Below are 12,484 nucleotides of genomic sequence, written 5' to 3'. Positions count from 1 at the left end.
GGTGCCCCACCGGGCCCCTCAGTCCGCACCCTAGCGCCAGAACACCAGCTTGCGCTCCAGAAGCGCGACGATTCCGAAGAAGCCGAGGCTGGCGATGGAGGCGACAAAGATCGCGGCCCAGACCTGCACGAAGTCGATGACGATCACCGCTTGATAGATCACCCAGCCAAGCCCGCCATAGGCGCCGAGCATCTCGGTCACGATAGCGACGATCAGGCTGCGCACGGTCGACAGGCGCATGCCCGACAGGATCAGCGGCAGCGCGGTGGGCAGGCGCAGTTTCCACAGGATCGCGGCGCGGCTGGCGCCGAAGCTGCGCATCAGGTTGACCGAGCGCTCGTCCACCCGGTCGAAGCCGGCGAGTGCCGAGACGAACATGGTGAAGCTCACCGCCACGGCGACCATGACGATCTTGGAGCTGACGCCCATGCCGAACCACAGCAGGATCAGCGGCGAAAACGCCACCACCGGCACCGAGTTCACTGCCGTGGCGGCGGGCACGATGATCTTGCGCAGCGGCGGCACGAGGGTGATCGCCAGCGCCAGGCCGATGCCGACCGCGCCGCCGAGCAGGTAGCCGGCAACGGATTCGCCCAGCGTGTAGGCCGCCGCCTCGCCAAGCGCGACGCGGGCGGTCCAGAGCCGGGCGAGGATCTCGGAGACGGCGGGCAGGATGTAGCTCGGCAGCTCGAACAACCGGGCGACCAGTTCCCAGATCGCGAAGAGGGCCAGCCCGCCAAAGATGCCGCGCGCCAGCGCCTGCTGCGAGGGGGCCATGGGATCGTCGCTCATGTGCTTTCGCCTCCCCAGAAGACAATGCGTTTCTCGGCGAGGCCGATGGCGCTGAAGAAGGCCACGCCCAGAACCGCCGAGCACAGGATGCTGGCCCAGATCGCGACCATGTTCTCGGCATACATGCCCTGAAGCAGCAGCACGCCGAGCCCGGTGGTGTCGCCGAACCATTCGCCGACCACGGCCCCGGCGAGGCCAAGCGCCGAGGCGATGCGCAGCGCGACAAAGATGTGGGGCAGGGCGGTGGGAAAGCGCAGTTTGCGCATGATCTCGCGCTCCGAGGCGCCGAAGCTGCGCAGAAGCTGTACCTGCTTTTCGTCCACCGCGCGCATGCCCAGAAGCGCGTTCACGGTGACCGGAAAGAAGGTCAGATAAAAAACGATGACGGCTTTGGCGAGGATCGTGTTGCCGAACCACATGACCACCAGCGCGCCGAAGGCGATGACCGGGATGGTCTGCGAGACGATGAAGATCGGAAAGACGGTCTCGCGCAGGAAACGCAGCCGCGAGAAGGCGATGCCGATCCAGATCCCGAAAAGCGCGCCGGCGCCGAAGCCCATCAGCGTTTCCAGCCCGGTGCGGATGATCGCGTCGCGATAGGCGGCGGGGGTGCGCAGGATCGCCTCGATCACCGCGCTCGGGCGCGGCAGCACATAGGGGCGGATGCCGAAAAGGATCACGATGAGTTCCACCGCAAGCAGCACGGCGGCCAGCGCCGCGACCCCCTTCAGCAAGGGAAGCACGGCGCCGAAGCGCCGTGCCACGGGCGAAGCGCCCGCCATATTGGCCTGAACCGTCATTCCGGCAGACGCTCGGCCGACGGGATCGCGTCGACGAACTGGCTGTCGAAGGCGCTGTCGAGGTCGATGGGCCCGCCCAGAACCTCGTAATCCACCAGGATCTGATGCGCGCTCGACACCGCGTCCATGTCGATGGTGAAGAGACCCTCCTCGCCGGCGGCACCGGCAAGCATGATCTTCTCGATCTCGTCGAGCATGAATTCCTGATGCGGACGTTCGAGGGTCGGCGCCTCTTTCAGGATCAGGTCGATGGCCGCTTCCTTGTCGGCGAAGGCATCGAGCCAGCCCTTGACCGAGGCGCGCACAAAGCCCTGCACGAGATCGGGATGCGCGGCGGCGAAATCGTTGCCGACGATCAGTGTGTCGCGCGGGAAGGAGACGCCGTAATCCTCGGGCACGAAGCGCTTGAGATTGTCTTCGCCGACGCGCTGCATCAGTGTGTAGAACTCGTTATAGCGGGTGGCGGTGACCACATCGACCTGACCGTCGACAAAGGGCGTGACCGAAACCTGTTGCGGCTGGATGTTCATGGTCGACCGGTCGAGACCGTTGGCCGCCAGCATGCCGAACAGCACATAGTTCGCGCCGGTGAACCAGGTGGTGATCGAGGCGTCCTGGAAATCGCCGATCTCCTGCACCGGGCCGTCGGCCTTGGAGACGAAGACGAAGGGCGTTTCCTGATGCGCGATGCCGATACATGTGATCGGCAGGCCCTTCTCGATGGCCGCGAAGACGGAGTCGGTGCCGCCCGAGAGGCCGAAGGTATCGGCATTGGTGGCCACGAGGTTTTCGGTCAGCAGGTTCGGGCCGCCGGGATTGATCGTCAGATCGAGGCCCTCTTCCTCGTAATAGCCCTTGGCCTTGGCCATGTAGAAGCCGACGAACTGGGCCTGCGGCAGCCATTTCAGGCGCAGCGACACGGTTTCGAGATCGGCCGCCTGGACCGCCGGGGCGCCAAACATGGCGACCGAGGCGGCGAGACCGAGCGTGGAGAGGAAAGAACGTCTTTTCATGGGAGTATACTCCTTGTTGGGGATGAGGCCCGGTTTGGCCGGGCTCGGTTGCTTGGCCCGGGGTTCAGTGGGAGGAGGGGCCAAAGGTCTTCATGCTCTCTTCCTCGATCGCGTCGAGCAGCTCGCGCTTGAGGGAGATGAACTCGGGGGCGGTGACCAGATCGGCGCTGCGCGGGCGCGGCAGATCGACCTTGCGCTCCAGCTTGATCGCGCCGGGGCGGGCGGTCATGACCAGCACCTTGTCGCCGAGGAAGATCGCCTCGTCGACATCGTGGGTGATGAACAGCACGGTGCGCTTGTGTTTCTGCCAGACCTCGAGCAGCCAGCGCTGCATCATCGTCCGGGTCAGCGCGTCGAGCGCGCCGAAGGGCTCGTCGAGCAGCATCAGGTCGCGCTTGAACATGAAGGTCCGCATCAGCGCGACGCGCTGGCGCATGCCGCCCGACAGCTCGTGCGGATACTTGTCGGCAAAACCCGCGAGACCGAATTCGGGCAGCATCCGCTGCGCCTCGGCCCGTGCCTCAGCCCGGTTCGCGCCCTCGATCTCCAGCGGCAGGATGGCGTTGTCGATCACGTTGCGCCAGGCGAGCAGCAGGTCGCGCTGCGGCATGAACGAGACCTTGCCGAGCAGTTGTTTGGCATGCACCGACTGGCCCTCGAAGCGCATCACCGAACCGGCGTCGGGCTCTTCGAGCCCGGCGACGATGTTGAACAGCGTGGACTTGCCGCAACCCGAGGGGCCGACGACCGTGACGAACTCTCCGGGCTGCACCGTCAGCTCCACCCCGTCGAGCGCCTGCACCTCGCCAAAGGTCTTCGAGAACTTGCGAAGATCGAGGATCGGCTCTTCTGCGGGGGTCATGGCGGGCTCCATCGTGCGAGGGTGGGTCATTGGCATGTTCATGTGGTCGGGGCCCTTTCGAGCATGCGGAAGAAGGCGGCGGCGCTTTGGCGCATCAGTAGAACTCGAACCCCATCGTGCGGGCGTGGTAATAAAAGCCGCCATCCTGGACGATCAGGAATTCGGCGCGGCTGTCGCCGTCATTATGGTGGCTGTGCTTGGCCGCCGGCGGGGTCAGCAGCGTGGCCCAGGGGCTCCAGTCGCATTTCTGCTCGTCGACCATCGAATAGGCCGGATCGCCCGCCACAGCGAGGGTGAGCGCCGCCGAGTTGTGCTTGTGCGGCGGTTGGAAACTGTGCGGCTTGAGCGTGTTGAGCGACAGGGTCAGCGTCGGCGCGATATTGCGGCTGGCCTCGGTCTGCGCCGCCGAGAAGATCAGCGCGTGGCCCGAGGTCGTGTCGTTGGCGTCGCGCTGATAGACCAGATCGAGCTGATGCTCGATTTCGGTGGCGGGGAAATGCACGAAGCCGGTGGCGGCCTCTGCGCCGGTGATCGGCGCGGCCTTTTCGAAGGCGAGCTGCGGATCGTTGCCCACCGCCCAGAACACCGCCGTCTCCGACGCCTCGATGCGGCTTTCGACACCGCCCGGCAGCAGGAAGACATCGCCCTTGCCGAGCGCCGCCGTTTCCTCGCCGACATAGGCGGTCGCGCTGCCCTCGATCACGTACCAGATCGAGGCGGTGCAGGTCAGCGTGGTGTCGAGACTGTCGCCCGCGAGCACCGTCGCATAGCGCGCCAGCATCAGCGGCGTGGTGGCGGGGAAGGGGCAGCCGAGCTCTTGCGAGAGATCGCAGAGCACCCAGCCGGTCGCATTCTTGGCCATCGCCTTTGCCGGCTCGTCGCGCAGGATACGCGGCGGCACTGGCGGCAGCTTGATGTTGAAGGCGTTGCCCGAGTTGAAATAGCGCCCGCGCGCTTCGGCCTCGGTCTTTGGTGCGCGCGGCTGCTGCACCGGCATTTCGGCCATATCGTTGATCGTCATGCGAGATCTCCTGTGTCTGGCGTGGCGCGGGCTGCGTGCAGGCAGGTGTCGAGAAGCACCTGCGCACCGGCGGCCACATGGTCTGGCTCCGCCCATTCGTCCGGGTGATGGCTGAGCCCGCCCCGGCATGGGATAAAGATCATCGCCGAGGGCGCAAGCGGCGCGATATGCCGTGCGTCATGCCCGGCGGCGGAAAGCAGTTCGGTGGCGGGCAAGCCGCGCGTGGCGGCACTGTCGAGAATGGCCCGGCGCAGAGCCGGCGAGAAGCCGTTGGCCGGGGCGTCGACCATGCGGGTGATCTCCACGGTGCAGGGCGCGGCCCCGGCCTTTGCTGCGGTTTCGAGCGCGGTGCCGGTCCGGTCGAGCACCGCGTTTTCGGGGTGGCGCAGGTCGATGCGGAACCGCACCGTCGCGGGCACGACCGAGGGGGCGTTGGGCAGCACCTCGACACGGCCGATGGTGAAGCGGATCTCGGGCCCGGCCGCGAGGGCCGCATTCTGCATCGCTAGGGCGACGCGGGCAAAGGCCTGCACCGCATCGGCGCGGCGCGCCATGGGCTCCGTGCCCGCATGCGCCTCGCGTCCGGAAAGCGTGACCTCATAGGTCTTCTTGCCCTGAATGCCGGTCACCGCGCCGATCACCAGACCCTCGCGCTCAAGCAGGTCGGCCTGTTCGATATGCGGCTCTATATAGGCGTGAAGCGGAAAGCCGGGGGCGATACGGGGGATCTGCGGGAAGTGCTCCGCCAGCAGGTCGAGCGCCGCGCCGACGCTCACGCCCTCGCTGTCGGTCGCCGCGCGGATCTGGGCGAGGCTGCGCCCGCCGGCGAACACCTCGGAGCCCATCATGCCGGGCGCGAACCGTCCGCCCTCCTCGTTCATCCAGGCGACGAGGGTGATCGGGCGCGGCGGCACGATCCCGGCATCGTGCAGGCTCTCCAGCGCTTCGAAAGCGGCGAGCACACCGAAGGCGCCGTCGAATTTCCCGCCGGTCGGCTGGCTGTCGAGATGCGAGCCGATCAGCACCGGCGCGCCTTCGGCGGCACCGGGCAGGGTCAGGAACAGATTGCCCGCCGTGTCGAAGCCCGGCACCAGCCCGATCGCTTCGCCCCAGCCGATGAGCCGCGCCATCGCCGCGCGGTCCTCGGCGGAAAGCGCCTGCCGGTCGACCCCGCCATCCGTGCGCGCGCCGATCTCGGCCATCTCCATCAGCCGCGCCCAGAGGCGCGGGCCGTCGATGCGGGGCAGGGGGGGCGTGGGGAGGTCCATCCGGCTCATCTCTCAGTCGGTCCGCATCACCTGGCCGGGATCGGCGCGGGCGTCGCGGCGGCCCCAGGCGCCGGCCTCGGCCATGGCGAGGAACTCGGCGAGGTGGCTGTTGAAAAGGCCCGGCTCTTCGAGATTCAGCGTGTGCCCGGTCTTGGGCAGCACCAGCAGGCCGGAGGCGGGCATGGTCCGCTTGAGAAAGAGGCCCGGTTGCAGGCAATGGTCGTCCTCGTCGCCGACCATGATCAGCGTCGGCAGATCGCAGGCCCTGAGCCCGTCTTCGAGATCCCAGAACGAGGGGCGCCGCGCCTGCACGCCGCGCATGGTATTGGCCGCTCCCACGCTGTCGTGCCGGGCGAGCCGGGCGACGAATTTCAGATGCTCGCGCGGATCCTTGTTCTCGAACTGCACCCGGCTGGCGCCGCGCCCGTAGATCTCGGCAAAGCCCACGGGATCGGCCTCGAACTTGTCGGCCACGGTCAGCGAGACGCCCCGGAAATACGCCTCCGTCTCCTTTTCGCAGCCATAGCCCGCGCCCGCCACGGTCAGCGACAGCGCCCGTTCGGGATAGGTCAGGCCGAAATGCACGGTGGCGAAACCGCCCATCGAGAGGCCGACGATATGCGCCTTTTCGATGCCGAGGTGATCCAGCACCGCAACCGCGTCGTCCACGGCGATGGCCTGGGAATATTTCCCGACATCGGTCGGAATGTCGGACGGCGCATAGCCGCGCGCCGCATAGGTGATGCAACGGTGGCGCCGCGCGAAATAGCTCATCTGCGGCTCCCACGCGTCGTAGTTGCCGCCGAATTCATGGATGAAGAGGATCGGCGTGCCGCGCTCTCCCGCGGTTTCGCAATAGAGCCTGGTGCCGTCCTTGGCTGTCGCGTACATGGGCGCCTCTCAGAACAGGGCGGGCACGTCGGTCAGGCCCCTGGCCGTCTCGACATACGTCGCGAGTTTGGATGCCAGCTTGTCCGCCCAGGCCTCGGGCACGGTGGTCGAGACCTTGATGAAGCGGTCGCCGAAGGCTTCGGTGTGATAGGCGCCCTGACGGATCATCACCCCGTCGAGCCGCGCCGCCTCGACGATGGCCTCGGGGGTGACGCCGGTGGCGGCGGTCTCGATCACCAGGAAATTGCCATGCGAGGGCCAGACCGGCACCGACATGCCGAGCGCCTCGGCGGCCTCCTTGATCTTGACCTTGTTGGCGCGGTCGATGCGGCGCACCTCGGCCATCCATTCGGATTTGACCCTGAGCCCGGCCAGCGCGCCGCGCTGCGCGACCACCGAGCCGCCGAGCACCGAGGTCGAGACGGCGGCAAACTCGGCGATCAGCTCGGGGCGGGCGAGCAGCCCGCCGATCCGCATGCCGGCAAGGCCGAGCCACTTGGAGAAGCTGAAGGTGCAGATGCAGTTTTCTGTATCCACCGAGACCGCCGGCGTATGCCCCTCGGCGAAATCGCGATAAGTGCAGTCATGCACCAGAAGCGCGCCGTTTTCCCTGGCGATGGCGGCAAATTCGGCGATCTCTTCGGCGCTGTAGGTCACGCCGAGCGGGTTGTTCGGATCGACCAGATAGACGATGGCGCAGCGGTCGTCGATATACTCGCGCAGCATCCCCGGCGTCAGCTTGTAATCGGTCTCGGGGCCGTAGATCGGCGTCTGCACCACCTCGGCGCCCTGCTGGGTGGCGAAGAGGCAGGGCCATTTCCAGGTCGGATCGGTGGTGACCAGCGTGGTGCCCGGCTTGGCGCGCGCCCGGCAGACCAGCGACAGCGCATTCACGCCGCCCTCGGTCACCAGCGCCTCGAGCCCCGTCACGCCGAAATCCTCGACAATCGCCGCGCGCAGATCCTCGAAGCCGAGCGGCGGGGCATAGGCGTTGTATTCGCCCTTGGTGATCGACGCGACCATGGCCTCGGTCACCGCCGGATGAGCAGGGATGTGATTGGTGTTCTGCCCCATCCACGCCAGATCGGGCGTGTTGAACAGGTCGTCGAAATAGCGGTTCCGGACAGCGAGCGTGCTCATCAGATCACCGAGCCGCGCGCCGAGATCCCGCCGTCGATGGTGACCACGGTGCCGGTGATATAGCCCGCCCGGGGCGAGGCGAGGAAGGCGCAGAGGTCGGCCACTTCGCGCGCGGTTGCGGGGCGTTTTCCGGGATATTTCTCGTAGAGCTCTTCCCAGCGGCTTTCGTCGCCGAGCATGTCGATGGCCTTGCGCTTCATGATCTTGAACATGCGGTCGGTGTCCACCGGGCCGGGGTTCACACCGACCACGCGGATGCCCTCGTCGAGCGAGCGGCCGCCGAGCGCCTTGGTGAAGGACATCAGCGAGGCGTTGCCGGTGGAGCCGGCGAAATAGGAGGCATCCCAGTTCTCGCCCGAATTGCCGATGACATTGATGATCACGCTGTCGGGCTTGCCCTTGCGCTTCTGCCAGAACAGGCGCGAGAGGGTGATGTAGCCGAAGACCTTGAGTTCGAAGCCGCTGCGCAGCGCCTCGTCGCTTACGTCGGTGATCGTACCGGCGGGAATGTCGCCCGCATTGTTGATCAGGATGTCGTAGTCGCCGGCGGCGGCATCGAGCGCGATCATCGCCTCGGCAGAGCTCAGATCGGCGGGGTGAATCGTCACCGAGACATCGAATTCGGCGTCGATTTCAGCCTTGAGCGCCGCCAGCGCCTCGCCGTTGCGCGCGGCGAGATGGAGGTTGCAGCCCTCCTCGGCAAGGGTCAGGGCGCAGCTATGGCCGATCCCCTTGGAGGCGCCCGTGATCAGGGCGGTCTTGCCGGACAGGTCGAGTTTCATCGCAATCTCCTTTGTATGCATTATTTTCGTATTTGCATACAGATTGAAGTCTTCCTGTCCATAGACCAATTTCACCCGGCGCGAAAAATCTAGAACATTCGCAGAATTTTCCGGAAATTTGGGGGGAATTGCGCCTGATGCTTGCAAGACGGGCAGGAATCCTCAGTTTTCGCCTGAAAAACCATCATCTCGCAAATTTAATCCACAAAACTTCTATAAGAATACAAAGTACGTCTTTACGGATACTCAAAACTGGGATCTGAGTCGCGGCATCACCCGGAACCGCTCCCTCGCAGCGCTTCCCCCGACCCAGATCTTCCTCCTGCTGAAAAAGGACGTCACGCAGGGCATCGCGATGAGCGGCATCACGAGCCGATCTTCTGAAAGGACCCACATGACCGATTACCCCAAACCCGAACGCTACTCCGACGCAGAGTGGGAAGCCCGCGTCTCGCTCGCCGCCGCCTATCGCATGGTGGCGAAGCTCGGACTCGACGATCTGATCTACAACCACATTTCGATGCGGGTGCCGGGCAGCAAGGACCAGTTCCTCATCAACCCCTATGGGCTGCTCTTCTCCGAGATCACCGCCTCGTCTCTGGTCAAGATCAACACCGTCGGCGACATCATCGAAGAGACCGGGTACACGGTGAACAAGGCGGCCTTCGTGATCCACGCCGCCGTGCACAAATCCTCTGAGACGGCGCATTGCGTGCTGCACACCCATTCCGACGCCTCCACCGCCGTGTCCGGACAGCCCGACGGGCTGCTGCCGCTGAGCCAATTCGCCATGCGCTTCTACAACCGGCAGGGCTTTCACGATTACGAGGGCGTGGCCATCGACGAGGCCGAGCAGCAGCGCATCGTCGCCAATCTGGGCGACAATCCGGTGATGCTGATGCGCAATCACGGCATTCTCACCGTGGGCCGCACGGCGGGCGAGGCCTTTATGCTGCTCTACTATTTCGAGCGCGCGGCCAAGATCCAGCTTCAGATGCAGGCCGCCTGTGCCTCGGGCATTCCGCTGGTGATCCCCGATCACGATGTCTGCGAAAAGGCGGCGCGGCAGTTCTGGGAGCTGAAGGGCGACATCATGATCCCCGGCGAGCGCGAATGGCCGGCACTGATGCGCGATCTCGACCGCGTCGATCCGGGCTATCGCGCATGAGCCGGCAGATCCGTCTCGGCCTGTTCCTGCTCGGCACCGGCAGCCATATCTCGGGCTGGCGGATGCCGGGCGCCGTCGACGGGTTCGAGAGCATCGCCGAGATCACCGCGATCTGCCGGGAGGCCGAGCGTGGGCTGTTCGACCTGATCTTCATGGGCGACAATCTCAACGCCGACCCCTCCGCGCACCCCTCCTACTGTTCGCGGCTCGAACCGATGACGATGCTCTCCGCCGTGGCCATGAACACGATCCATGTGGGCTTGGGCGCGACCTCCTCGACCACCTATGGCGATCCGTGGACGCTGGCACGCGCCTTCGCCTCGCTCGATCATATCTCGGGCGGGCGCGCGGCCTGGAACTCGGTCACCACCTCCAACCCGCAGGCGGCGGCGAATTTCGGCACCACGCACCCCGATCACACCCGCCGCTACGAGATGTCGGCGGAGTTCATCGAGGTGGTGAAGAAACTCTGGGATGCGTGGGACGACGGCGCGCTGGTCAAGGATGCCGAGAGCGGCACCTATTTCGACACCGGCAAGATCCACAGCATCGACCACGAGGGTACGTTCTTCAAGGTGAAGGGGCCGGTGAACATCTCGCGCCCGCCGCAGGGAAGGCCGCTGATCCTTCAGGCCGGCGGATCCGAGGCGGGGCAGGAGCTGGCGGCGAAACATGCCGATGTGGTCTTTACCGTGACCCAGGATCGCGGCGAGGCGGCGGAATTCTATGCGGGTCTCAAGGCGCGCCTGCCCAAGAACGGCCGGGCCGAGACCGATCTGGTTGTGCTGCCCGGGGTGATGCCCGTGGTCGGGCGCACCGAGGCAGAGGCCCGCGCCAAGCTCAGCCGCCTGATGAGCTTTGTCGATGACGACACCGCGCTCGGCATGCTGTCGGAGCGGTTCAACACCGATCTGAGCGGCCACGATCTTGACGGGCCGATCCCGGATCTTGGCGAGAACGATGCCTATCACGCCTTCGCCAAGGCGATGCTCTCCAAGGCCAAGCGCGAGAACATGACCCTGCGCGATCTCTATTCGCTGGTCGCGGCGGCGCGCGGGCACTGGGTGCTTTGCGGCTCTGCCGAGCAGGTCGCCGACACGCTGCAAGAGTGGTTCGAAAGCGGCGCGGCGGACGGGTTCAACGTCATGCCCGGCTGGTTCATGGAGGGGTTCACCGACTTTATCGACCTGGTGCTGCCGATCCTTCAGGAGCGCGGCCTCTACAAGACCGCCTATGCAGAGGGCACGCTGCGCGACAAGCTTGGACTGCCCGTGTGACGCGGCCCTCGGCCGATACGCAGGCCGGCCCGGTCCGGGCGACCGAGGCCGGCAGGCCCCGCTTGCCACACACCGGGCGCGCCTGCGACCGTGTGCCACGGCTTTCGGTCCCGCTGCGGCTGCTGAAGACGGTCGAGGGGAGTGCAACCCGCGACTGCCACCCGTTGGTCCAATATCCCGGAAACCGCCCGCGGCGCGGGCGATTTTCCTCAGACCGAGGGCCTGCATTGGCTGTTGCCACTTTTCGGCTCTGAACTTGACCAATCTGGAACGGGCTGAGATGAATGCGATGGGAGAAGAAATGTATATTTCAACACGCTTATGGGTATATTGCCGGATGATTTCCTCCCCGTTCATTCCAGACGGCGCCCTGATGCAGGAGCCCATGACATGAGCCAAGTCGTCGAAACCAGATCCGAGAAAGAGCGCCGTCGTCCGCCGACGCGATCCGAAGAACTGCAAGAAGACCTCAAGCAGCTTATTGTCAGCGGCGAGATGAAGCCCGGCGAACGGCTTGACGAAACCGAGATCGCCAAGCGCTTTTCGGTGTCCCGCACCCCGGTTCGCGAGGCGATCAAAGGGCTGGTGGCAAGCGGGCTGGTCGAGGTGCGCGGGCGTCAGGGCACCTTTGTCGCGACGCTGTCGATCCCCAAGCTGATCGAGATGTTCGACCTGATGGCCGCGCTCGAAGGGCTTTGCGCCCGGCTCGCCGCGCGCCGCGCCTCCCGCGAGGAGAAAGAGCAGATGCTGGAAATCCAGTCGCGGCTGGAGAAGGCCTTTGCCGACAACGACCCCGAGGCATTTTACGCCATCAACGAGGAATTTCACGACCTTCTCTATCTGGCCGGGCATACGCATTTCCTTGCCGATCAGACCATCGCGCTGCGTCTGCGCCTGTCGCCTTATCGGCGGCAAGTGACCTTTCAGCCCGGCAAGATGCGGGCGACCCTGAGCGAACACAAACGGATCATCGACGCCATCGACGCGGGCGATCCCGATGAGGCGATGTCGGCCGCCAGCGAACATGTGCGCTTGCTCGGGGATCACCTCTCCGACTTCATCGCGACCATTCCGCCGCATCTGCTGGGATGACGTCAGAAAGAGGCGGAAACCTTCCGCCGCTGTCTGGGGCCGCTCGAACGGGATCTCATGCGCCGATCCGACGTTGGGCGAGGGTGCAGAACGCCTGTAAAAGCCGCGTCTTGTAGGTGCCTTTCCGGAAGATCATCGAGGTTTTCCGGATCGGCATCTTGCCACTGATTGTCAGTTCGTCAACGCCATCGACCAGGCGGCAAAGATGACGGGACGCGATTGTGACAAGGCCCAGATCGCGCGCCATTTCGATATTCGTGCGAATGTTGTTCGACTCGATCGTTACGTTAAGGAAGGTCTGAAAAACCTCGCGCTCTGAGGGGTTTGGTATAGACTTTGCGGGACGAAGAAGGAAGCCCCATCATGCCCAAGCAGCCC

13 protein-coding genes are annotated in these 12,484 nt (G+C 65.2%); 3 read left to right on the top strand and 10 right to left on the bottom strand.

The annotated features are described in order from the left end of the window. Window positions 1-30: 30 nt before the first annotated feature. The 9 genes from M4578_RS22475 to M4578_RS22435 form a co-directional block, all read right to left on the bottom strand. Entirely contained in the window at window positions 31-792 is a 762-nt protein-coding gene (locus M4578_RS22475) for an ABC transporter permease (RefSeq protein WP_258095380.1), read from the bottom strand. Beyond that, window positions 789-1,592, bottom strand: a complete 804-nt coding sequence (locus M4578_RS22470) for an ABC transporter permease (RefSeq protein WP_258095379.1) — start codon at window positions 1,590-1,592, stop codon at window positions 789-791. Before M4578_RS22470 ends, M4578_RS22475 begins: the two co-directional genes overlap by 4 nt. Continuing rightward, a complete protein-coding gene (locus tag M4578_RS22465; RefSeq protein WP_258095378.1) occupies window positions 1,589-2,605 on the bottom strand; it encodes an ABC transporter substrate-binding protein in 1,017 nt (338 codons plus the stop codon). The genes M4578_RS22470 and M4578_RS22465 overlap by 4 nt, the downstream gene beginning before the upstream one ends. A 64-nt stretch (window positions 2,606-2,669) precedes the next feature. Next, window positions 2,670-3,467 carry an ABC transporter ATP-binding protein gene (locus tag M4578_RS22460; RefSeq protein WP_258095377.1) on the bottom strand — a complete coding sequence of 266 codons (798 nt, stop codon included), beginning with the start codon at window positions 3,465-3,467 and terminating at the stop codon, window positions 2,670-2,672. A gap of 94 nt (window positions 3,468-3,561) precedes the next feature. After that, complete coding sequence (locus tag M4578_RS22455; RefSeq protein ID WP_258095376.1) at window positions 3,562-4,488, bottom strand: cupin domain-containing protein; 927 nt, start codon at window positions 4,486-4,488, stop codon at window positions 3,562-3,564. Then, a complete protein-coding gene (locus tag M4578_RS22450; RefSeq protein ID WP_258095375.1) occupies window positions 4,485-5,756 on the bottom strand; it encodes a M20 family metallo-hydrolase in 1,272 nt (423 codons plus the stop codon). Before M4578_RS22450 ends, M4578_RS22455 begins: the two co-directional genes overlap by 4 nt. 12 nt (window positions 5,757-5,768) lie before the next feature. Continuing rightward, the gene (locus tag M4578_RS22445; protein ID WP_258095374.1) at window positions 5,769-6,647 is read right to left on the bottom strand and encodes an alpha/beta fold hydrolase; all 879 of its coding nucleotides are present in this window, start codon (window positions 6,645-6,647) and stop codon (window positions 5,769-5,771) included. Between the two features lie 9 nt (window positions 6,648-6,656). Continuing rightward, window positions 6,657-7,787 carry a pyridoxal phosphate-dependent aminotransferase gene (locus M4578_RS22440; protein WP_258095373.1) on the bottom strand — a complete coding sequence of 377 codons (1,131 nt, stop codon included), beginning with the start codon at window positions 7,785-7,787 and terminating at the stop codon, window positions 6,657-6,659. Next, a complete protein-coding gene (locus M4578_RS22435) occupies window positions 7,787-8,569 on the bottom strand; it encodes an SDR family oxidoreductase (RefSeq protein ID WP_258095372.1) in 783 nt (260 codons plus the stop codon). Before M4578_RS22435 ends, M4578_RS22440 begins: the two co-directional genes overlap by 1 nt. 394 nt (window positions 8,570-8,963) lie before the next feature. Here M4578_RS22435 and M4578_RS22430 point away from each other — a divergent pair, with 394 nt between their 5' ends. The 3 genes from M4578_RS22430 (at window position 8,964) to M4578_RS22420 (ending at window position 12,106) form a co-directional block, all read left to right on the top strand. After that, a complete protein-coding gene (locus tag M4578_RS22430) occupies window positions 8,964-9,737 on the top strand; it encodes a class II aldolase/adducin family protein (RefSeq protein ID WP_258095371.1) in 774 nt (257 codons plus the stop codon). Continuing rightward, complete coding sequence (locus M4578_RS22425) at window positions 9,734-11,014, top strand: LLM class flavin-dependent oxidoreductase (protein WP_258095370.1); 1,281 nt, start codon at window positions 9,734-9,736, stop codon at window positions 11,012-11,014. The genes M4578_RS22430 and M4578_RS22425 overlap by 4 nt, the downstream gene beginning before the upstream one ends. Before the next feature lie 390 nt (window positions 11,015-11,404). Then, window positions 11,405-12,106 carry a GntR family transcriptional regulator gene (locus M4578_RS22420; protein WP_258095369.1) on the top strand — a complete coding sequence of 234 codons (702 nt, stop codon included), beginning with the start codon at window positions 11,405-11,407 and terminating at the stop codon, window positions 12,104-12,106. Between the two features lie 55 nt (window positions 12,107-12,161). Here M4578_RS22420 and M4578_RS22415 read toward each other — a convergent pair whose 3' ends face one another. Next, entirely contained in the window at window positions 12,162-12,353 is a 192-nt protein-coding gene (locus M4578_RS22415; protein ID WP_258095368.1) for a hypothetical protein, read from the bottom strand. Between the last annotated feature and the right edge of the window lie 131 nt (window positions 12,354-12,484).

Source organism: Salipiger pentaromativorans (assembly GCF_024721115.1).
In the GTDB taxonomy this organism is placed as follows: Bacteria; Pseudomonadota; Alphaproteobacteria; order Rhodobacterales; family Rhodobacteraceae; genus Salipiger; species Salipiger pentaromativorans.
The sequence above is the reverse complement of the archived record's forward strand: the minus strand, read 5'-3'. Positions and strand labels throughout refer to the sequence as shown.